11 protein-coding genes, 1 tRNA gene and 1 pseudogene are annotated in these 23,229 nt (G+C 36.9%); 9 read left to right on the forward strand and 4 right to left on the reverse strand.

Going from position 1 to position 23,229, the window contains the following annotated elements; genetic code table 11:
• Window positions 1-150: 150 nt before the first annotated feature.
• Window positions 151-1,050, reverse strand: a complete 900-nt coding sequence (gene folD / locus ACMFKV_RS01735; RefSeq protein WP_336288562.1) for a bifunctional methylenetetrahydrofolate dehydrogenase/methenyltetrahydrofolate cyclohydrolase FolD — start codon at window positions 1,048-1,050, stop codon at window positions 151-153.
• Between the two features lie 331 nt (window positions 1,051-1,381).
• On the opposite strand from folD, the gene ACMFKV_RS01740 reads away from it, so the two are divergent.
• From ACMFKV_RS01740 to ACMFKV_RS01750, 3 genes are all read left to right on the forward strand, one after another.
• A complete protein-coding gene (locus ACMFKV_RS01740) occupies window positions 1,382-3,265 on the forward strand; it encodes an AsmA family protein (protein WP_413154351.1) in 1,884 nt (627 codons plus the stop codon).
• Window positions 3,266-3,723: 458 nt separating this feature from the next.
• Window positions 3,724-4,467, forward strand: coding sequence for a 16S rRNA (uracil(1498)-N(3))-methyltransferase (locus tag ACMFKV_RS01745; protein ID WP_413154352.1), 744 nt, complete (start codon window positions 3,724-3,726; stop codon window positions 4,465-4,467).
• Between the two features lie 68 nt (window positions 4,468-4,535).
• Entirely contained in the window at window positions 4,536-5,909 is a 1,374-nt protein-coding gene (locus ACMFKV_RS01750) for a glutamate--cysteine ligase (protein ID WP_336288565.1), read from the forward strand.
• 1,554 nt (window positions 5,910-7,463) lie between these two features.
• On the opposite strand, the gene rpsU is transcribed toward ACMFKV_RS01750, so the two are convergent.
• Window positions 7,464-7,697 carry a 30S ribosomal protein S21 gene (gene rpsU / locus ACMFKV_RS01755; RefSeq protein ID WP_413154353.1) on the reverse strand — a complete coding sequence of 78 codons (234 nt, stop codon included), beginning with the start codon at window positions 7,695-7,697 and terminating at the stop codon, window positions 7,464-7,466.
• 170 nt (window positions 7,698-7,867) lie between these two features.
• Entirely contained in the window at window positions 7,868-9,541 is a 1,674-nt protein-coding gene (locus ACMFKV_RS01760; RefSeq protein ID WP_413154354.1) for a formate--tetrahydrofolate ligase, read from the reverse strand.
• Window positions 9,542-10,470: 929 nt separating this feature from the next.
• Between ACMFKV_RS01760 and ACMFKV_RS01765 the strand changes: the two genes are divergently transcribed.
• Complete coding sequence (locus tag ACMFKV_RS01765) at window positions 10,471-10,680, forward strand: type II toxin-antitoxin system RelB/DinJ family antitoxin (protein ID WP_336288567.1); 210 nt, start codon at window positions 10,471-10,473, stop codon at window positions 10,678-10,680.
• 137 nt (window positions 10,681-10,817) lie between these two features.
• Window positions 10,818-11,708, forward strand: a complete 891-nt coding sequence (locus ACMFKV_RS01770; RefSeq protein ID WP_413154355.1) for an LbetaH domain-containing protein — start codon at window positions 10,818-10,820, stop codon at window positions 11,706-11,708.
• Between the two features lie 464 nt (window positions 11,709-12,172).
• Here the strand turns inward: ACMFKV_RS01770 and ACMFKV_RS01775 are convergent.
• Window positions 12,173-12,249, reverse strand: a tRNA-Arg gene (locus ACMFKV_RS01775).
• A 401-nt stretch (window positions 12,250-12,650) separates the two neighbouring features.
• Here ACMFKV_RS01775 and ACMFKV_RS01780 point away from each other — a divergent pair.
• From ACMFKV_RS01780 to ACMFKV_RS01795, 4 genes and pseudogenes are all read left to right on the forward strand, one after another.
• On the forward strand, window positions 12,651-13,793 hold the full coding sequence (locus tag ACMFKV_RS01780) for an efflux RND transporter periplasmic adaptor subunit (protein ID WP_413154356.1): 1,143 nt from the start codon (window positions 12,651-12,653) through the stop codon (window positions 13,791-13,793).
• Window positions 13,793-16,927, forward strand: coding sequence for an efflux RND transporter permease subunit (locus ACMFKV_RS01785; protein WP_413154357.1), 3,135 nt, complete (start codon window positions 13,793-13,795; stop codon window positions 16,925-16,927). Before ACMFKV_RS01780 ends, ACMFKV_RS01785 begins: the two co-directional genes overlap by 1 nt.
• Window positions 16,928-17,124: 197 nt before the next feature.
• Window positions 17,125-18,777, forward strand: a complete 1,653-nt coding sequence (pgi, locus tag ACMFKV_RS01790; RefSeq protein ID WP_336288571.1) for a glucose-6-phosphate isomerase — start codon at window positions 17,125-17,127, stop codon at window positions 18,775-18,777.
• 1,145 nt (window positions 18,778-19,922) lie between these two features.
• A pseudogene (locus ACMFKV_RS01795) lies at window positions 19,923-23,229 on the forward strand (hypothetical protein); the annotation flags it as partial.

A 23,229-nucleotide genomic window follows, 5' to 3' on the forward strand; every position in this document is an offset into this window, starting at 1 on the left:
TAATTCTTCCGATAATGAATATGGTATAAGACGCGAACTTTTTCGTTAATCAGTGAATTGTATAGACAAAAAGACACCTTTTATCATAGCATGAGTAAAGCGTAAAAAATAAAAAGCGATAGCGTATGCAATGGAAATGCCTACAATAGGTTAAAATTTTGGTATAGGCAGATTATGCGCTCGAGTAGCAGCTTTGAGCGTATTAACCATGAGCATGGCAATGGTCATAGGTCCAACCCCTCCTGGAACAGGGGTAATTGCGGCGGTTTTGTCTTTTATTCCTTCAAAATCGACATCACCGACAAGGCGTGTTTTTCCTATACCTTTTTCTGGTGCTGCAATGCGATTAATGCCAACATCAATAACGATGGCACCACTTTTAATCCAGTTTTTTTTGATCATTTGTGGACGACCTACAGCTGCTATTAAAATATCGGCACTACGACACACGTCATCGAGGTCGCGTGTACGACTATGGGCGACTGTCACCGTAGCGTTAGCTGCTGTTAAGAGGGCTGCCATGGGCTTTCCGACAATGTTGGAACGTCCAACGACGACGGCATCAAGACCAGATAAGTCTCGTCCGCATTGTTGTTCAATCATCATCATGGCACCAGCTGGTGTACAGGGAATGATAGCATCTTCAAGTGCATTTGCTGCAAGTTTTCCTATATTAATATAATGAAAACCATCAACATCTTTTTGAAAAGCGATGGCTTGTGTTATGTGATTTGTATTAATATGAGCAGGCAGGGGAAGTTGCACCAAAATACCATGAATTTTAGGGTCAGAGTTTAATGTTGCAATAAGTTGAAGGAGCTCTTCTTCTCGTGTATTTTCAGGGACTGTATGTTTGATTGAAAAAAAACCACATTCTTCAGCTTTCTTGCTCTTTGATGCAACATATACTTGACTTGCAGGATCCTCTCCAACAATGATAACAGCGATACCAGGTTGTATCTTATAGTTATTATGGAGTTTTGTTGTTTCAGCCTTAACTTTCACAATGATCTCTTCAGCGAGCTTTTTTCCGTCGATAATATTGTTCATGAGAGGGATCCTTTCGGTAGGGCTGTTTGCCTTTTTGTAAAGCATTTGCTGATAATACAATGAAGGCTTGTAATAACATTAATATTTTGCAGTAACATTAATATTTAAGAGCGATACGATAATATTACGTGTTTTTTCTTTTTCAGAAGATTTTAAAATAATTACTTTATTAAGAAGCAGCAATATTGCTGTTCCAATAAACTTTGGATAAGAACAAGAATAATTAAGTTATTAAATGAGATATATGATTTCTAGAATTATAAAAAGCTTTTTAATGATAATTTAGAATTGCTTTTAAACTATTATGGGAGCAAAAGTATAGAGGAAGATCGTGCGCATCAGAGTAATAAAGTTTTTAAGCGGGATTTTTGTTACGACTGTTTTTTTGTTTGGGGTTGGTATTCTTATTTTACCATATCTTGTATCAACAGATGCGATTCGTATTCGTTTAGCGCAGGATTTGAGCGCGTGGACAGGTTATGATGTACAATTACGTGATCCGCCACGATTGAATCTCTTTCCTTATCCTAAAGCATTTCTTTCTGGTGTTACTTTAACATCAAAAATGAATAGTTCTGTACCTTTTTTGGAAGCTGAATCGATAGAAGTTGAGCTTTCTTTGATGGATCTTTTTTGGGGACATGTTTCTTTTTCAGAGACGCGTATTGTACGTCCACAATTTGTTATGGAAAAATCTGTTAAAACAATAGCAGATTTTTTCGATAGATTTTTGTGGTCACAAGGTGCGTTAGGATTAGCAATACGTAATGCGCGTGAAATAATTAAGAATAATCCTGATCAGCCAGATATAGAGCATCTTTTGAATCAACCTTTTGGACGGATTATTATTGAAAATGGTGTGCTCGTCTATCATGATAGTGCTTCTAGGGTAGCAGAAAAAATAACAGGCTTAAATGCGACTTTAGATTGGCCAGAGTTGACGCAAGGGATACGGTTTCGTGCAGATGCCCGTTGGCGTGGAGAGTTGACAAAATTATTGATTGATGCAGATCAAGCGTTGCTGCTTTTAGCGGGAGGGAAAAGTCAGATTAAGGCAAGTATCAATTCTGTGCGGGGTGGTATAACTTTTACAGGGCAGGCACAATTATCTGAATATTATATTTTAGATGGAAAGGTATCAATGCGCTCTCCAAGCTGGAATCAGACATTGGCTTGGATTGGAGGCGATCAGTTTTTAGGTCATAAATTAAAAGCGCCTATTGTATGGGAATCGCGTTTTTTAGCTCAGCCGATGCATATCCAAATGAATAATGTTACGTTTATGATAGGTACGGCAAATGCGCGTGGAGCTTTAGAATTTGATTTTCAAGATGATGTACCAATTGTAATTGGGTCTTTAGCATTTGATAACCTAGACTTTAATCTTTTAAAGTCGGTTTTTTCTTCCGTTGAAGAAAAGAAGACATTTCTTGATATGACAATTTTTGATCGTGTTGGAGTAGATATACGACTTTCTGCACCACAGGCAAAAGTAGAAAATATCGTACTCACTAATTTAGCTGCTGTGGTACAAATAAAAAATGGACATGGTATTTTTGACCTTGGACACGCAAATGTTTTTGGTGGATCTATTCAAAGTAACATTCAAATTACATCAGCAGCTGATCAGAAAGTACGTATAAAAGGACGTGCTTCGGGCGTTTCTATTGATATGCAGGCTGCTTTAAAGGCTTTGGGAATTATCCCATTTGCTCAAACCAAAGCTAGCTTTATCGTGACAATGCAAACGCTTGCATGTTGTTGGTCGGAAATTTTTGCAAAGATTCAAGGTGAACTAGCACTAAATATGTCTTCTGGTCAGCTATTAGGGTATGATTTAAATGATTTGCAGACAAGGCTTTTAAAAAATGAGCAATTTCTTTTAGTGAGTAACGATATTCTATCAACAGCTTTTGATCACTGGGATATCCAAACAAAATTTTCAGATGGCACGATTACAGTAGCAGAATCATTAATGCGTACGGCAAATTGGAGTTTATTCATTCAAGGACAAATTGCAGCAGCTATTGCCCAGAATCAGAAAAGTGAATTTACATTGCAGGCAAAGTTACGAAAAAATAATAGTTCAGAAACTTTATGTAGAGATGTTCAATGTCTTGCTGATAGCCTTGTACGGCCTTTTATTTTTTCTCTTAGCTCTACGGGGCAAGATCGTGGCAATTTTTGGATAAAAAAAGATATCTATACAGATTGATCTTTGTTTTTCATTGTTGACAAAAATTTAGTAAATTGCTGAAAGATATTGTGTCGAGACAATCAGGATATGCTCCTATATATCTATTGAATCTGAGAGGAGATGCCATATCCATCTTTGGCGATTGTGCGCTTTTCATCCGCTCCGACTGACCCAATTCCCACAGTAATTAAAATAAAAGATAGGATGGTAATGATAGTAATAACTGTAGCTTTTTTAGCAGACATATTTTCCTCAAATCATGCGGTAAATCATTAATTTTAATAGTGAATAATACGTTATTATGAACTTACATGAGACTAGAATCATTTAATATTCTATTTGTTCCACTGATATTTCATAAAGCTAAAGAAATTCTATAACTTTTAATATAAATAGTTGTATAGATGTGTTTCTTTCTTTTTGTTATATATTTTTTTCATTTTTTTGTGATTATGATTAATTTTGGCACGATTGTTATGCGTACAAATTATAAACTTAAAAGATTATTCATTCAACAACCACTTTCTTTGAATAAAAAAATACAGATAGAAGGATCGCAAGCTTCCTATCTTATACATGTGTTACGCATGCAGGAGGGAGCTGAAATTTTAATTTTTAATGGACAGGATGGTGAGTGGCTTGCTACACTCACCACTATTAAGAAAAGATTTGTTATAGTTCAGCTTATCCATCAAGAAAGGTTGCAGACAGCGCATTCAGATCTTATTTACTGTTTCGCTCTACTCAAAAATGCACGTTTGGATTACATGGTGCAAAAAGCTGTAGAAATGGGGGTATCGGTTTTGCAGCCTGTTATAACGCATCATACGCAGGTTACTCGTGTTAATATGGCGCGTATGGAAGCTAATGTTATTGAAGCTTCTGAACAATGTGGTATTTTATCTTTACCTGTATGTGTGCCAGCTGTATCTTTAACACAGCTTTTGACGCATTGGGATGAAGCACGACCTTTATTTTTTTGTGATGAGGCATATAAAGCGCATAATCCACTATCTCTTTTGAAAAAACACAAAATTTCTGCATTAGGTGTCCTTATTGGTCCAGAAGGTGGATTTAGTGAAGAAGAACGCAGCTTGTTAAAAAAACATTCTTTTGTAGTTCCGATATCATTAGGTTCGCGTATTTTACGTGCTGACACTGCAGCTGTTGCTGCTTTGGCTCTTCTTAATGCTACCGTGGGGGATTGGTCAATTGATTAAGAAGTGTGTAAAATCATTCTAAACGATTCATTTAAAATGTTGGAATTAGTGATAGGATAAAATAAGTTATGGCGCTTGATATAATTGATGAAAGTGAAATTGATAACTTAGATTCCCTCGTCAGCTATTTCCAAGGGGGATGTAAAGCAAAAAATGATTGGCGTATTGGTACAGAACATGAAAAATTGCCGTTTTATATAGATAGCTTTCGTCCTGTTCCCTATGAAGGCACAAGAGGGATCCGTGCACTTTTAGAGGGAATGAAAGAAGCTTTGGGATGGAAGCCCATTTTAGATGAAGGAAACATTATTGGACTCGTAGGGTCGGTTGGTCAAGGTGCTATTTCTTTGGAGCCTGGAGGACAGTTTGAGTTATCTGGTGCACCGCTGAAAACAGTTGGTCATACTTATTGCGAGGTGGTGGAGCATTTAGCTCTTCTTAAGAAAATTTCAGAGCCTTTGGGTATTGGTTTTCTTGGTATTGGTGCTAGCCCAAAGTGGACGTTAGCTGAAACGCCACGAATGCCTAAGTCACGTTATCAGATTATGGAAAATTATATGCCGAAAGTTGGTCACAGTGGTCTTGATATGATGTATCGAACCGCAACTGTTCAAGTTAATCTTGATTTTTCTTCTGAAGCGGATATGCGGCGCAAAATGCAAGTATCAATGAAGTTGCAGTCTATTGTAACAGCATTATTTTCCAGTTCACCTTTTACTGAGGGGCGTCCCAATGGCTTGTTGTCTTGGCGTTCTGAAATTTGGTGCGATACTGATAATCAGAGGTGTGGGATTCTTCCCTTTATATTTTCTGAACGTTTTGGTTTTTCAGATTATGTGGAGTGGGCACTTGATGTACCAATGTATTTCGTTGTGCGCGATGGTCATTATCATGATTGTACACACATAACTTTTCGGCAGTTTATGGCTGGGGCGTTAAAAGGAGAGATTGCAAATCCAAGACCCAGTATGGGAGATTGGGTAAATCACTTATCAACTTTATTTCCTGAAGTTCGTTTAAAACGATTTTTAGAAATGAGAGGTGCAGATTGCGGTTCTTGGAAGCGTATCTGTGCGTTATCAGCTTTTTGGGTGGGGATTCTTTATGATAGTGAAGCGCTAAATGAAGCAGAAGCTTTGACAAAAGATTGGTGTTTTGAAGAAGTTTTAGAAATGCGTAAAAGTGTTCCTAAAGAAGGGTTGAGAACTCCTTTTCGGCAGACTGTAATTTTAGAATTAGCACGTCAAGCTATTAAGATTTCACGCAAAGGCTTAAAAAATCGTAAACAATATGATGTAGATGGTGTTGATGAGACAATTTTTCTGAGCCCCTTGGAAGAGGTGATTGCAATGGGTCAGACAGATGCTGATAAATTTTTATCTCATTATCATTCTATTTGGAACAAGTCTGTAGAGCCAGTATTTTTAGAACACGCCTATTAGACCTTTTGAAGTAGAAAGGATTTTTTGCAATTATTCAAAAGAAAAATTGATGGTTTATGATACTGTTATTTCATAATAGCAGTTTTTTTAAGCTAAACGATTGTAAGAATGAAGTGCATAGTTTATTTATGTATCATACAAATTAGTTTTTAAATTTGTACTGACAAAATTAAGAAATTTAATCATACAAAAGAAATTATCGCGTAATTTTCTGAAGCTATTGATTAAGAGCAATAAAAAAAGAGCGCGGGTAAGTGGTAATGAAACTTTAAATGCTGTTAATTTGATTTATACAGTATGTTAAGATGCAAATGTGCCATTATTTTCGAAAGTTTGTTATTTCTTTTCGAAATGAGCGCATAATTTTTTGTTTTTATTGAAAAAGCAAATTCGTTAAGAGCATGGGTTATTTTACCCGATTGTAAATCTTATTCTCTAATCTTTGTTTGTGTCTTTTTACCCTGTAAAACAGATAAAAATCACTAGATTCTGCATAACAAAAAATGAATGGTTTTCCCTTTTATGAACTACAAGTGATCAATATTTATTATAGACTTCACAATTCGATCATAAGGTTCCATAATATTATTGGATAATTAGCTAATGATAGATGAAATGGGCAGATTAAGTTGTATGAGCGCATGTTAACATTGAGATCATTAATATTAATAGATGCTAAAAATCAACGCATTTTATAGGTTTAATTTTATAAATGAGAGGGGAGGGATGTGCTCGATGTCATACTTTTTACTTGGCTACATATTATAATGGTAATTTGTGTTTTGCGAACTAATATATTCAGGAAATTTAAATGATACTGGATGTTTGATCCCAGACAAGGAAAGCTATCACAGGATTTATGCACAAAGAAGAATTTTATTGAGAAATCGCAACAAAGCACTTTATAATAATTATTTAGCATAGCAGTATATATTACGAGCAATTTCCAACAATCCTCTTTACTTGCCTAGTTTAAAAGGATGAAAAGTTATCTGAAGTTTTCACTATAAACAAAGAGCCAGCTATCATGTCTGAATAAATTATGATATATAAAATTGGCAGCTCATTACAATAGAAAGAGGTTTTATAAATTTTAATTAAATTTTTAGCTTCTGTTTTGTAGTGTTTTATCGATATAAAAGCCAGTATCTTCACTCCCCTTCTTGTAGAAAGAGAGTATTTTATCGCTCACCCAAAAATGCTCTGATTATAATGCTGCTACACTTGAACTTGCAGCATACATAGTGGCTGACTTTTCCTATGTATACGCCTTTAAAATCCTCAACGCATTGTAAATATCTCTAAATAAACCATTAACACTTCATTTCAATCAGCTACTAGGCTATTTTGATTACAGATTATTTTAATCTCTATCATGGTAGTTTAAGGTAACTAAGTGCTTCAATTCATTCAAAGAATACGCACTTAAAATTCACTTTTTTGTCTTCAAAGTGAATACCAACAACTATACAAAAAACTCTGAAATCTCTATAAACACAGATTTTTTTCTGCTCTATTAGCGTTGCAACTTCACAATACACCAATAAAGACGTACTACCTTATAGAAGCAGCCCACCCGTTGCTAACAAGACCTTCTCTCTGTGCACGTTTACGGGCAAGTTTACGGGTACGACGAACAGCTTCAGCCTTTTCACGTGCACGCCTTTCTGATGGCTTTTCATAATACCCACGCATCTTCATTTCACGGAAGATACCTTCACGTTGCATTTTTTTCTTTAGCGCACGTAGTGCTTGGTCAACATTATTATCACGAACGAGTACTTGCACGATCTATCCTGTTTTGTGTTAATGCCATAAATAATAGATAAAAAATTCATCCTTTAAAAAAAGGATGTATACCATAAATAAATGTATCACACAAATAAGGTGCTTGTCTATATTGCTTTTTAAAAACACATTATTTTTGCTATAAAGAGCTTTTCATGACAGATATAAACTTATGAAAGCCCCTGAATTTCATTATTTTTATCAAGATAAATTTTTTCAGCGCTGGGGTAATGCGGTAAGCCTGGCATGGTCATGATATTTCCACAAATAACGACAATAAAACCCGCGCCTGCTAACAGGCGAACTTCTCGTACAGGAATTTCAAAGTCAACAGGAGCACCGTACTGTGTTGGATCCGCAGAAAAGGAATAGGGTGTTTTTGCCATACAAATAGGATATGCTCCGTAACCTTCCTTTTCCCAACACTCAAGCTGTTTGAGAATATGATCTGAGATTATGGCTCCACGTCCACCATATAAATTTGTTATAATACAATTAATTTTCTGAACGAGTGGAAGGTCATCTTGATACAGAACTTTAAAGTGAGCATCTTTTTTTTCAATTAAGGTCACGAGCTCTTGTGCGAGATCTATAGCACCTTTCCCCCCCTGTTTCCAATGTTTGCAGAGAATAGCTTTGTGTCCAGTTGTGGCAACTATTTTTTGTAACATGTGTATCTCAGCATCACTATCAGTATCAAAGTGATTGATAGCAACAACACAGGGGATACCATAATGTTTCATGTTTTCGATATGTCGCACAAGATTGGCTGCTCCTTTTTGTAAAGCAGGGATATTTTCTACTGCAAGATTACTTTTTTCTACACCACCATTCATTTTTAATGCGCGTGTTGTTGCGACAATCACTGTAGCATTTGGTATAATATTTGCTTGTCGACATTTAATATTGAAAAACTTTTCCGCTCCAAGGTCGGCTCCAAATCCTGCTTCTGTAATAACATAATCGGCAAGTTTTAAGGCAGTTTTTGTTGCGATAACTGAATTACAACCATGAGCAATGTTGGCAAAAGGTCCCCCGTGAACAAGAACAGGGTTATTTTCAATTGTTTGTACAAGGTTGGGTTGTATAGCATCTTTAAGAAGAGCGGTCATTGCACCTTCTGCGTTAAGATCAGCAACTGTTACAGGCGTTTTATCATAGCGATAGGCAACAATGATTTTTTTAAGCCTTTGTGTGAGATCTTCCAGATTTTCAGCGAGACAAAAAATAGCCATAATTTCTGATGCAACGGTAATATCAAAACCTGTTTGACGTGGAAAGCCATTAGTTATTCCACCTAATGAAATAACAATATCACGTAATGCGCGATCATTCATGTCAAGGACACGCTTCCAAACAATGCGGCGTGAATCAATGTTCAGGGGATTTCCCCAATAGATGTGATTATCTATCATTGCAGCAAGAAGATTATGAGCGGCTGTAATAGCATGAAGATCGCCAGTAAAATGTAAATTAAGGTCATCCATTGGTACAACTTGGGCATAACCACCTCCTGCAGCACCTCCTTTTACGCCAAAGCAAGGACCTAAAGATGGTTCTCTCAAGACTGCTATTGTTTTTTTCCCAATAAAGTTGAGCGCATCACTCAATCCAATCGTTGTCGTTGTTTTTCCTTCTCCAGCAGGTGTAGGGTTGATAGCGGTGACAAGGATAAGTTTACCATCTGAGTTTTTGTTGAGTGATTTTATATATGCAGAGGAAATTTTTGCTTTATCATGTCCATAAGGAATAAGATTTTCATGCGCGATACCAATTTTTTGCGCAAGTTTAGTGATGTGCTGCTTTTGAGCAGCGCGAGCAATTTCAATATCTGTCTTAGGCATAGGTTTAAGCTTGCTTTTCGTTGGTGTTTAAATTGTGTGCTATAAGTTAAGCAATATAATTATAGCATATAAACATATAACAAAACACCGTAAAGGTCGATTGCATGCGGCGCAAGAGGAAATGCTGAAATAGAATAAATTATTATGGATTTTTATTGAGGTGTATAAGAGAACAAGAATAATTTAGTTTTGAAAAAAGCAGTAAATGATTATGCGCAAGAATAACTTAATATTGCACCAAGTTGAGTGAATTATGAAAAACTCACTTCACAGCAATTAAAAAGCTGCTCGTCATTGAATATAGTTTGTTATTCAATATCAACAAAAACTCTGTACTTTGTACATGCTTAATTTATTATTCACAATTTGCATTTTTAGGTAATTAATACCGATACACTATTATGGAATTGATGCGATAGTATTGTGTTTCAAACTTGAGGATGATTCTATCCGTAACACATCAATGGAAAATATCATGGATAGATTTTTTATTATTCTTAAGTTGTAGGAACTTTTGTGTTTGATAATATTATAATAATTGATTCATAATTCCAAATATGAAGTCTGCATAGATAATTTAAAAGATTTTTCGATTCTGTCACGCAAAAAGTTTTGCCAGATGGGAAAGGCAGCGAAATCCAATAAATTAAAAGCTGATCTGATAATTTTATAAGCTCAGCTTTTGGTTGTTCACACTGTTACGCTTGCTAAATTAAATGAAAACAATTTCAAAAAGTTTATTTATAAGGCAATCATTTGGTAATATGCGTGCGAAGGATTTGTGTATTTAATACCAAATTTTAAGCGAGAAGTGCTTGTTTCGTTTGATAAGTTTTTTGTTATTGTATTACATACATATTATATGTATATTAAATATTAATTATGTTTAATTCATTGTAGTACAATGCAGTTTGTGAGGGGTAATTGTTATGGCTGCTAGTCGTATAGTTCAGGCACGAGTTTCGGAAGATATTCAGCGTGTGGCAAGTCAGGTTATTCAAGCGTCTGGTTTGTCGGTTAGTGATGTGGTGAGAGTCTTGATGACCCGTATTGCACAAGATAAAGCTATTCCATCAATATTGTTCCAACCTAGTGTGGAAACAAAAGCGGCTTTTTCTGACTGTGATGAAGAGAATTAAAGATTTACTTCTGTGGAAAAGTTATTCGATAATTTGTGTGCGAATGATTGGGTGTGCTGCTGTTTTGAATTATAATTTTGGGTAATTTCAAATGTGAAATGAGTTCAGAATAAGGTTATTTGAGAAAAGTTATTATTATGCAATCTAAGTATAAATTTACAGGTCAAACGTTGCTTTGGTATGATACTGTGCTTCACAAAATTCAGGCAGTTAGAGATTTTGGAGACGTAAAATCTGGAACATTAGGTGGCTGGATAGAGTCAGAAAAGAATTTGAGTCATTTTGGAAATGCTTGGGTTGCCGATGATGCTAAGGTTTTTGGTAGTGCTCAGGTTTCTGATAATGCTATGATTAACGGCAAAGCTGGGGTTTTTGATGGTGCTAAGGTTTTTGGCAATGCCGTGCTTACTGATAATGCTTTGGTTTTTGGAGATGTCCAAGTTTCCGATAATGCTAAGATTTTTGGCAATGCCAAAGTTTCTGATCGTGCTCAGGTTTCTGGCAATGCTCAAGTTTTTGATAATGCTACGGTTGATGGTAATGCTAAAATTTCTGATAATGCTGAGATTTTCGGCAATGCTCTCGTTTATGATAATGCTCAGATTTATGGTGATGCTGTAGTTTATGGCAAAGTTCACGTTACTGAAAATGCTCAGATTTTCGGAAATGCTAAAATTTCTGATGATGTTCAAATTTTTGGTAATTCCAAAATTTTTGGTGATGCCAGTGTGTCTGATAATGCTGTAATTGATGGTAGTGCCAATGTTTCTGGCAAGGCTATAGTTTCTGGTAAGGCGCTGATCTCTGGCGATGCTCAAGTTTCTGGTTATGCCAATGTTTCTGGCAATGCTGTCATTTCTGGCAAGGCTATAGTTTCTGGTCAAACTCAGGTTGCTGGTAACACAAAAGATCTTGGGAATGTTTGGAACTGTTACTCAAAACAAGATTGGTTGGTACTCGCTTCGATTTTTGTTGTAATTTTCATTGTAGGAATTTTATTGGGTCGAATATTGCGCAGATCCAAATAATTTTTTTGTTTCTTTATAAGAATATAGAGAAGATCTCTTGAGTGGTGAATATGGGGTTCATTAAGAATTTACTTCATATCTGTTTTACACATTAAATTTTTTAAGCGATGTCCGATATAAAAACTTCATATTTTTCCAGTTTGATCGAATACCGAGAGGGAATTTTTTGTATTTTTTGAAAAAATGGTATCGGTTGAACAAAATTTTTTGATAATTACCGAAAGATTGTACTTTTTTCATTATGTTATAAGGGTACAACGGTTTTTGCTGCTTTAATAATTATCAAGCTGTAAGAATAATGGCTATATCATTATAATCTATAGCATACGGCACACACTATTCAATTCTTTAGAATCGATGCGAACAATAGCGTTTAAAATTATACGACGAAAGATACATTGCTCTATGAACTGAAGAACAACCAAAACAGCCAATTAACTGATTATAGTTTAATTTCTTAAATATGGCGCACCCGAAGAGATTCGAACTCCTGACCCCCAGATTCGTAGTCTGGTGCTCTATCCAGCTGAGCTACGGGTGCATACATTTTTAATTTGCTATATTATAATTTATAAGAATAAAGGGTTCCTAATCGTTTCATCGAGGAATTGCAAGTAAAACTTGCTGAAAATAAAACTTTTATCTACTCATTCGTTATATTTTCTTAAAAAGATTACAGTATATTTTCAGCTCCAGTTGGATTTTTGCATGGTGATTTTTTTATGTTCACAGTGTAATTCAATATGGATAATAGTTAACTTGACAGTTTAATTTATGAAATTATAATCAGATTTGCAGCGTAGTACTGGGTGAAGTATGCTTTTTTTTGGTGGGGATTGGGGCGCATTGTCTACATCTACATTCATTTTTTGTGCATTCAGGTATTGCTGTTGAGGAGCATTTCAAAAAAATTACGTATTAATTACGAAGCAAGGATAGATCATGGGGGCATTGAAAAAGATCGTTCCATTAGTATTTTTAGTAATCGTTCTGGTCACCGCCTATTTTTGGTCAAAACACCGTTCAGAACAATCTATTCCTACAGTGGATAAAAAAGAAAATGTATCACATACAACATCAGAAGTATCGAAGGGGATACATTCATCGCATGTTGTCGTCAGTTCTGTGAAAGTTCAAGATTTTTATAAACAGTTTAATGCACTTGGTAGTGGGCGAGCTATTGCGACAGCAGAGCTAACACCTTGGTCAGCTGGTATGATCGATGAGCTTTATGTATCTGCAGGAGCAAAAGTGAAAGCAGGCGATTCAATTGCAAAGCTTGATTCTAAAAAGGAAGAAATTGCGGTTGCAAGGGCAAAAGTGCAACGTGACAATAATGCATTAGCGCTTTCGAGGACTCTTAAGTTGCGTGCTACCAATACTGCAACAGAGGTTCAGGAAATTGCTGCACGCTTGGAACTGGATAACGCAAATTTGGCTTTGCGTGATGCTGATTTAGCACTTGAGCGACGAACAATTCGTGCACCAATTAGTGGGGTTGTTGGTATTTTACCCATTGATATAGGGAATACGGTTGCTCTTAATACTATAATAGGTCGTATTGAAAATAGGGAACGCGTTTTAGTTGATGTGTGGATTCCTGAGCGATATGCACCACACATTCATAAAGGAGATGAAGTGGTTGCAAGTTTGACCGAACAACCGGATAAAACCTTTGTTGGTCATATTTACGCACTTGACAATAAGATTGATGCAGAAAGTCGTACACTTCATGTTCAAGTTGAAATTCAAAACGAAAAAGATGTGCTTATGTCTGGTATGTCTTTTTCTATAGAGTTTCAGTTTTTCGATGGCTCTTTTCCTGTCGTTGATCCTCTTGCAATTCAGTGGAACAGTAAGGGATCTTTTGTTTGGCGTGTAAAAGAGGGTAAGGTAGGATACGTCCCTGTATCGATTATTCAACATAAAGAAGATCAAGTATTTGTGGAAGCTCCTTTAGAAGATGGTGATCAAATTGTTATTCAGGGAGTGCAAATGCTTTACCCAGGTGGCAGCGTTATTATTGATGATTCAACGGTCCATCAACAAAAATTATCGACAGCTGATGGGCAGGATGATGCATAATGGTTCAAGAATCTGAAGCGAGACAACCTTTGGCAAAGCCAGAGCAGGGTGGTATTCTAGGGATTTTTATTCGTAGACCAGTTTTCACTTTTGTTTTGAATGCCATGATCATAATTGCAGGGTTTGCTGCATGGGTGGGCATTGAGATACGTGAATTGCCTAATGTAGATATTCCAGTGATGACGATTGTAACACGTTTTGCTGGTGCATCAGCAGAAACAATTGATCGTGAAGTTACGAAAACTATAGAAGATGGGGTTTCTCGTGTTTCAGGAGTCAAAACAATTTCTTCAACATCTTCTTTTGGTCGTTCTCGTATCGAGATTAAATTTAATGTTGGTGTTGATCTCAATGTTGCGGCTTCGGATATTCGTGATGCTATTTCTCGCATTGCTAACTCTTTACCCAAAGAGGCTGACTCTCCTCAGATTATTAAGGCAGATGCCGACGCTGCTGCGATTATGTACTTAGTGGTGACTTCACCAACGATGAGTATTGATGATTTGACAGAGGTTGTAGACGATCAAATTGTTGATTTGCTTTCTGCAGTTGACGGTGTTGGTGATGTACAGGTGGATAGCGCCCGCACGAAAATTTTTCAGATTGATGTGGACCAAGCCAAGCTTGCTAGCTATGGATTGACTGTGGCAGATGTCGCACGTGTTCTTTCTGATATGTCTACCGATGCTCCTGTGGGATCATTGCGAAATTCCAAAGAATCATTAATTGTGCGTGCTACTGCTCGATTAACGACGCCAGAAGATTTTGAGCAAGTTATATTGAAGCCTCATGTCCGTATTAGTGATATTGCGCGTGTTACTTTGTCACCTGATATAGAAACAGTTATTCTCCGCGTGAATGGAGAAACGGGAATTGGGTTGGGTATTGTGCGTAAGGCGCAATCTAACGTGCTTGACATTTCTAAAGGTATTCGAAAGGTTGTTGATCATCTTAAAGCTATTCTTCCTCCTTCTGTGCAAGTAAATATTATTAATGATGATGCTATTTTTATTAAGAGTGCTCTTCATGAAGTTGAAGCGGCGTTGGTCATTGCTATACTTAGTGTGATTGTAGTCATTTTTCTTTTCCTTAGAGACATTCGTATAACGCTTATTCCTGCCTTATCTATTCCAGTAGCGCTCATTGGGACAGTTGCTGCGATTTATTTTGCAGGTTTTTCTTTGAATATTTTAACGTTTTTAGGGTTTGTTTTAGCAACTGGGCTTGTCGTGGATGATGCAATTGTTGTTCTTGAGAATATTGTTCGACGACGCAATATGGGGCTTGGTGCTTTGTCATCAGCGGTGTTAGGAACGCGAGAAGTATTTTTTGCTGTTTTGGCAACAACATTGACTCTCGTGGCTGTTTTTGTGCCTATTTCTTTCCTTCCTGGACAAATTGGAGGGCTGTTTAGAGAGTTCGGTTTTGTGCTAGCAATTTCTGTTTTGCTTTCTTCAGTTGTTGCTTTGACGCTTTGTCCTATGCTTGCTTCACGTTTTCTTAAAGCACATGTTGAAGATGATGGGAAGAGTACGCGCTATTTTGTTTTTTTAGATAAATTAGGTACTTTCTTTAGTGAGAGTTATGCTCGTAATTTGCGTAGGTGTTTAGAGCGACCGTGGACTGTTATCTTTGTTTCACTTATTTTTTCTGGTGTTTGTATTGGAAGCTATATGAAACTACAACACGAGTTAACGCCAGAAGAAGATAGGGGTGCTGTCCTAATGGTTATTAATGGACCGCAGGGAATGTCAACGCAATATCTGAATGAGCAGGTAGAGCAAATTGAAGCGAGCTTGCAGCCATTGCGTGATGCTGGTGAGATTGCTAATAGTTACTCTATAGCGGGGTTTGGTGGTTCTCCTAATAAAGCTTTCCTTATTTTACTGCTTTCATCTTGGGAGAATCGCTCGCGTAGCCAACAAGAAATCGTAAAAGATATTAATGGAAAAGTTAAACAATTTCCAGCAGTGTTTGTATTTGTTGCTCAAGGTAATTCTTTAGGGGTTCGGGGAACTGGTCAAGGATTACAATTTGCAATTCTTGGAGATAATTATGCGAAATTACAGTCAACTGCTGATGAGCTACTGCATGCTTTACGAACTGATAAACGTTTTATTCGTCCTCGCCTTACCGTTGATGCAACACAGTCGCAATTTTTTATTGAAATTGACCGAGAAAAAGCTTCTAACTTAGGAATTGATATTACCAATTTAGGTAATACGTTGCAGGCAATGTTGGATGGGAAAAAAATTGGCTCCATTTATGTGGACAACCATTCTTACGATGTAAAACTTATGTCGCGTAAAAACCCTATCAATAATCCTGCCGATTTAGAAAATGTTGTTTTAAAAACAAAAGATAATAAATATATTCCTTTGTCGGTTATTGCAGACATGCATGAAAAAGCCACTGCGCCTCAATTAAAACGAGAAGAACGTATGAGTGCTGTTGTTTTAAGTACAAATCTTGCTCCAGGTGTTGCATTAGGAAGTGGTTATCGGATTGTGCAAGAAATTGCGTCTCCTTTGTTATCGGGAGAAAATTATATTATTCCTTTGGGAGGGGCTGCAACGCTTGGTGAAACGTCTTCCAACTTAACGATTGTTTTTGGAGTTGCTTTTTTAATCATTTTATTGGTTTTAGCTGCACAATTTGAAAGTTTTATTTCAGGGTTTATTATAATGGCTACTGTGCCATTGGGGCTTGGTTGTGCGGTAATTGCTATGCTTTTGAGTGGTGTTAGTCTCAATATTTATAGCCAAATTGGTTTGGTTTTATTGATTGGTGTGATGGCTAAAAATGGTATTCTAATTGTTGAATTTGCGGATCAGTTACGTGACCAAGGTAGAAGCGTACGTGAAGCTGTAGAGGAAGCAGCCAATATTCGTCTTCGTCCAGTTTGTATGACAATGATTTGTGCTATTTTAGGAGGGATTCCTTTGATTTTAGCAAAAGGAGCTGGTGCGGAAGCACGCATAGCTTTAGGTTGGGTCATTGTTGGTGGTTTGGGGTTGGCAACTATTTGCACCCTTTATGTGACACCTGTCGTTTATCTCTTTCTTGGGCGTTTTGTGAAACCAAAAGCAGAGGAAACTGCACGTTTAGCGAGAGAATTAAGCCAAGCTGAATGATCTGTTTGGCACAAAATAGCCGAAAGATTTTTTAAATGTTTTCTTAAAAGATGTCATTTAGGGATCTTATCATTTTAATTTCTCACTGTTTCATTTGTGTATGGACAGTGAGAATTAGTTGCAGTAAAGGAGCTTTTTTTATCCTATTATCATCTGTGTTTAAATTCTATTGGTGATGACCATAGGAGATATAGTTTATGATTCGCGATGAAAAAATCTTTGAGGATGCTTTAAAAGCTTTAAAAGAACATGCTATAAAGGATAAAGTTTGTGATATTCGTCAACATTTTGCAAAAGACGAAAAACGCTTTACCAATTTTTCTTTAAAACTTGATGATTTTCTTTTTGACTTTTCAAAATGCGGTGTAGCATCTCACACATTATGCCTCTTAGATAATTTGGCTGTTGTCGCAGGTGTATTAAGTAGACGTGAAGCCATGTTTTCTGGTGAGCTTATTAATCTGACTGAAAAGCGTTCAGTTCTCCATACTATTTTGCGTTTGCCTGCTAATGAAGTTTTTATTTTGAATAAGCGCGATATTGTTCAAGATATTCAAGCCGTTTTTGCTCATATGGAAGAATTTTCTGAAACAGTTCGTAATGGTAGCTATAAAGGAAGCAGTGGGAAAAGGATAACTGATGTTGTAAATATTGGTATTGGAGGTTCTTATCTTGGGCCTGCAATGGTTACCAGTGCCTTAAAGCCTTATCATGATGGACCACGTTGTCACTTTGTTTCTAATGTCGATAGTGCGCATATTGCTGACATTCTTGCTAATTTGGATCCAGAAACGACACTATTTATTATTGTTTCTAAGACTTTTACTACAGCTGAAACAATAGAAAATGCCCACGTTGCACGTCAATGGATCAGTTCGCATACACGGGAAGAGGCAATTGGGAAGCATTTTGTTGCTGTTTCGAGCGCAGTCGATAAAGTGACGAAATTTGGTATAGATTCTTCGCGAATTTTTGAATTTTGGGATTGGGTAGGGGGGCGTCATTCAGTTTGGTCAGCTGTTGGTCTTATTGTCATGTTGGCAATAGGGGGTCAAGGTTTTCGTCAATTTCTTGAAGGTGCTCAGCAAATGGACCAACATTTTAAAAATGCACCTTTGCATGAAAATATTCCTGTGCGGTTTGCTCTTTTAGGATTTTGGCATCGTGTTGTTTGTGGCTATTCATCGCGAGCTATTATTCCTTATGCACAGCGTTTATCACGTCTTCCAGCGTATTTGCAGCAGCTTGATATGGAATCAAATGGCAAAAATATTTCTTTAAATGGCAAGCCAATACATTTTTCAACGGGTCCAGTTACTTGGGGAGGTTCAGGAACAAATGGACAACATGCTTTTTTCCAGCTTTTACATCAGGGTACAGATGTTGTTCCTGTGGAGTTTATTTTATTTGTAAAAGGGCATGAGTCTGATTTACATCATATGCATGATATGCTGGTAGCTAATTGCTTAGCACAGTCAGAAGCTTTGATGAAAGGCTGTGGGATTGAGGATGCTCGGCGTGTAAACGGTGAAACTTATAATAACGAGGTAGACAAGTTTGCAATTCATAAAAGCTGTACAGGAAATCGTCCAAGCATTATGTTAATTCAAGATTTACTGACCCCTTTTACGCTTGGTCGTTTAATTGCACTTTATGAGCATCGTGTTTTTGTTGAAGGTGTTTTAATGAATATCAATTCATTTGATCAGTGGGGTGTTGAGCTGGGAAAAGAGCTTGCAAATGAATTGTTATCTGTCATTCGTGGAACACACAAAGCCAATAATCGTGATAGCTCAACATTAGGATTATTAACACATATTAAAGAGAGACGTATTTTGAGTGTAGCTTGACAGTAAGTTATATTAAGCGAAAAAAGTGAGATTAAAGGGAAATTCATAAGATTTTGACACAAGAAAATGCAAAAAAGTGCAAAAAAATCGCAAAAATTTGAAATTTGGTAACAAAAGGGGGAGGGGGCTTTGAAAAGCCTTTGAAAAAAATCAAATAAAGAGTGAAATCAGTACCAAAATTACTAAAAAATCAAAAAAATTCTACGCTTGACGAAATATTCAAAAAATAGAAAAAAAACTATTATTGATTGTTTTTCTATTCACTTTTTATTAGATTCGTTTGGTCAAAATTATTCGAAATAATTAAAACATTCCCCACATGATATTATCATATTATCGAATGGAAGATTTTTAGGATAATTAACCTACAGCGGAAACTCTTAATGAGTGCATCCGCGGTTTTGTTTCGGATTCTACAACGTCACCGTCAGCCATTTATAAATTACCAAAGCCACCAAGGACTTCAACACCTCCTTCTCCAAGACTTGAACTTTAACCGATCTAGAACGCTCTTTTTGATTTAATGCAACGATTAAGCTTTAACTGTAAGGGAGCAGAACGCACACTTGTTGCTACTTCATATAAAAATATCCCCATATCTTATAGCCTCAAAGCTCTTGCTAAAGAATATCATCACACATCATAATCTTGCGGGAAAATATCTCAAATACAGCTCTAAAGTCTTTTGCAAACTCTTTTGAAGCTATAATTTCATGAAATAATCAATACACACAAAAAACGCATTTCTTAACGTAAAAAAAATTCTTAATATACAAATAGTTCACACAGTGACAAAAAAACCACTACCACTTTACGGCTATTTCGTGTAATAATCCATAAATATAAAAGACAATCTCTCTAAAAAATAACCTTACTAATTGTCACACTCATTTAATTTAAAAAAGTAACCCTTACAAAATGTCTATATTTATCTACAAATTTAAACACCTATCTAAATTTACATTAAAACACAAATGTGACTTTTTTATATTTATTATAACGTGCCTTTCTCTCACTCATTACATTAACGCATCTGAGTAAAGCACATCACATCACACTAAACTGCGTGAATTTCAAAAACATAAACAATGATAACTGTAAAATATGTTTTTTTTATGTTTTAAAATTTTTCTTATGGGGATTCTATGAAAAAGCTAAAATCAAATTTAATTACAACGGTTTCATTAAGCGCCGCAATGGCAGTGCTTTTATCGAGCGTATCTCCTGTTTATGCTTCGAATTTTGCATGGCAAGGAGGGACCAATTATAGTGCAAATAATTCTACAGTGAACGGCACCGTGCAAGGTAATCATGGTAGTATTATTTTAGCTGGTGCTAATACAAGTGGTCTTGGTGGTGCTGGTGCTACTGAAGGTCAGAATTTTTGTGGCGCAGATCTTGTTATTGGTCGTGGAGGCGGTTCACATGGCGCTGGGGGAATAACTGCAGAGGAACAATATATTAGATTTGTTGAAAATCAAGCATTTGGTAATTTAAATCCTTATGGTGTAACCGATAGTAAACAGGGGAATTATAACAAAGATAAACAGGGTTATATCGGGGCTTTAACGGGTGGTGTAAGTGCTGCGCCTGAAGCTTATGGTGTTTTTTCTTTTGCCACTGGTTGTGGATCTTCTGCAACAGGGAATTATTCAACAGCATTTGGTTCGGGCGCAACTGCATCGGCTGGAGGAGCAATGGCATTTGGCGTTTCTGCACTTGCTAGCGGAAGAGTAAGTTTTGCTATGGGTGTGGGATCGGAAGCTTCGGGAGAATCTGCAGTCGCTTTGGGTGGGCTTTCATTATCATCTGGTAAAGAAAGTGTTGCTTTAGGAACTAGAGCGACTGCAAGTGCAGACTATGGGGTAGCTATAGGTTCGCGAGCTCAAGCTCAAGCTCAAGGCTCTATTGCAATAGGTAGTGCTGATTCTGATGAAAAACAAGCAATAGCAGGAGCCGAAAATGCGATTGCTATAGGTTCGCACGCTCAGGCTGATACAGGTGATTCGGTTTCTATTGGTACAAACGCACAGGTAATCGCTGAAGGTGGTGTTGCTGTGGGTGCGGGAGCTGTTTCTCGTACTGGGTCTTCCATTGCGGGGTATAATCCTGGAATCAGTACGACATTAGAAAGTGAAAATGCTGCATGGGTAAGCACTAAGGGTGCTTTTAGTGTTGGTGATATTGAAAATGGTGTAACGCGGCAGATTACAGGAGTAGCTGCAGGAACCAGCGAAACCGATGCAGTAAATGTTGCGCAGTTGAAAGCTTTAAAAGAGTATGCCGAAAGTTTAGAGTTGAATATCTCTGTTAATGGAGAAAACATTTCACCAAATGGTAAGATAGATTTTTCAGCTGCAAGTGACAATTTGAAAGTTGTAAAAGATTCAGACAGTAAAATAGCTTTTGATTTGGCAAAAAATATTACGCTGGATAGTGTAAAAGTAGGAGATAGTGTTTTAGATGCAACTGGCTTGGTAATAGCTGGAGGTCCCAAAATCACGAGCGATGGCATTAATGCTGGAAATAAAGTAATCGCTAATCTTAAGGATGGGGCAGTTTCTATCGCTTCAGCAGAAGCTGTAACGGGTGGTCAGCTTTATGCTTTAAGTAATACATTTGCTACATATTTAGGTGGCGGTGCTCATTATGAAGATGGAAATTGGACAGCGCCAAAATTTGATATTGTGCAATTTAATTCCGACGTATTGTCCGATGAAAAGAAGAGTTATGATAATGTTTCTGGTGCTTTCGATGGGGTCAATACTGCTTTTACAAATTTGAATAGTAAGATTGATAATGTAAAAGAAAATCTCAAGGATAATCTTCTGCTTAAACAGGATAAAAGTAGTAATATCATTACTATTGGCAATGAAGCGCTTGGTACTGTAATCAATGTCACAAATAGTAATGGTGTGTCTCGAAAAATCACTGGTGTAGAAAATGGACAGATTTCTGCGAGTTCATCTGATGTAGTAAATGGTTCACAACTTTACTCGATGAATAACACGCTTGCTACATATTTAGGTGGCGGTGCTCGTTATGAAGATGGAAATTGGACGGCGCCAAAGTTTGATATTGTGCAATTTAATTCTAAAGGATTGATTAGCGGCAAGCAGAGTTATAGTAGTGTTGCTGGTGCTTTTGATGGGGTTAACACTGCTTTTACAGGCTTGAGCAATAAGATTGATAATGTAACAGATAATCTCCTTATTAAACGGGATAAAGACAGTAATATCATTACTATTGGCAATGAAGTACTTGGTACTGTAATCAATGTTACAAATAGTAGCGGTATGGCTCGCAAACTTACTGGTGTAGCGAGTGGGCAGGTTTCTGCAAATTCATCTGATGCAATAAATGGTTCGCAGCTTTACTCAGTAAACAACACGCTTGCTTCATATTTTGGTGGTGGTGCTAATTTTGAAAATGGAGTGTGGGTTGCGCCAAAATTCGAGGTCGTACAATTAGACTCTAAAGGAGTGATCGGTGATAAGCAGAGTTATAATAACGTTTCTGGCGCTTTCGATGGGGTCAATACTGCTTTTACAAATTTGAATAGTAAGATTGATAATGTAAGAGATACTCTCAAAGATAATCTTCTTATTAAGCAGGATAAAAGCAATAATATCATTACTATCGGTAATGAAGTAGTTGGTCTTGTAGTCGATGTTGCAAATAGTGGTGGTGTGTCTCGAAAAATTACTGGTGTAGACAGTGGGCAGATTTCTGTAGATTCATCTGATGCAATAAATGGTTCGCAGCTTTACTCGGTGAATAACACGCTTGCTTCATATTTTGGTGGTGGTGCTAGATATGAAGATGGAGAATGGAAACTACCAGATTTCACGATTACCCAAGTCAATGATGAAGGTGCTTTTGTAGAGGGAAGTTATAAAAGTGTTTCCGATGCACTTGCAGGTATAAGCAACTCTTTCATCAATATTAAACAAGGTGTCATAGATGGTGTCTTGGATGATGTAACGGAAGAAATCGTTAATGGTATCAATAAGGATGTCATCACTGGAATTACTCAAACAGTTACGGATGCGGTTAAGAGTACCAGTCTTGTTAAACAAGATGCATCCACAAATACTATCACCATTGGTGGAAATGTAGCTGGTAGTGAAATTACAGTTGCAAACAATGAAGGTGCATCACGTATTATCTCTGGCGTGATGGCAGGAAATATTTCAGAAGGGTCAACAGAGGTTGTTAACGGTGGTCAGCTCTATTCAATGAGTAACATGCTTGCTTCATATTTTGGTGGTGGTGCTAAATATGAAGGTGGAAAGTGGACATTCCCAGACTTCACGGTTGTTACACTCAATGATGATGGTGTTGCTGAAGAGGCAAGCTATACAAATGTTGCCGATGCACTTGCAGGTATGAGCAACTCGTTCAAAAATATTAAAAATGATGTTGCAAATGGTGTTTCTCAAGATGTTATTG

This window comes from Bartonella propinqua, assembly GCF_047263965.1.
Lineage (GTDB): Bacteria > Pseudomonadota > Alphaproteobacteria > Rhizobiales > Rhizobiaceae > Bartonella.

What these genes read in the sequence shown, in the direction of transcription:
- ACMFKV_RS01760 (WP_413154354.1), bottom strand. Translation starts at nt 9,541, where the DNA reads ATGCCTAAGACAGATATTGAAATTGCTCGCGCTGCTCAAAAGCAGCAC.
- ACMFKV_RS01785 (WP_413154357.1), top strand. Translation starts at nt 13,793, where the DNA reads ATGGTTCAAGAATCTGAAGCGAGACAACCTTTGGCAAAGCCAGAGCAG.
- ACMFKV_RS01750 (WP_336288565.1), top strand. Translation starts at nt 4,536, where the DNA reads ATGGCGCTTGATATAATTGATGAAAGTGAAATTGATAACTTAGATTCC.
- ACMFKV_RS01780 (WP_413154356.1), top strand. Translation starts at nt 12,651, where the DNA reads ATGGGGGCATTGAAAAAGATCGTTCCATTAGTATTTTTAGTAATCGTT.
- folD (WP_336288562.1), bottom strand. Translation starts at nt 1,050, where the DNA reads ATGAACAATATTATCGACGGAAAAAAGCTCGCTGAAGAGATCATTGTG.
- ACMFKV_RS01765 (WP_336288567.1), top strand. Translation starts at nt 10,471, where the DNA reads ATGGCTGCTAGTCGTATAGTTCAGGCACGAGTTTCGGAAGATATTCAG.
- ACMFKV_RS01745 (WP_413154352.1), top strand. Translation starts at nt 3,724, where the DNA reads ATGCGTACAAATTATAAACTTAAAAGATTATTCATTCAACAACCACTT.
- ACMFKV_RS01770 (WP_413154355.1), top strand. Translation starts at nt 10,818, where the DNA reads ATGCAATCTAAGTATAAATTTACAGGTCAAACGTTGCTTTGGTATGAT.
- pgi (WP_336288571.1), top strand. Translation starts at nt 17,125, where the DNA reads ATGATTCGCGATGAAAAAATCTTTGAGGATGCTTTAAAAGCTTTAAAA.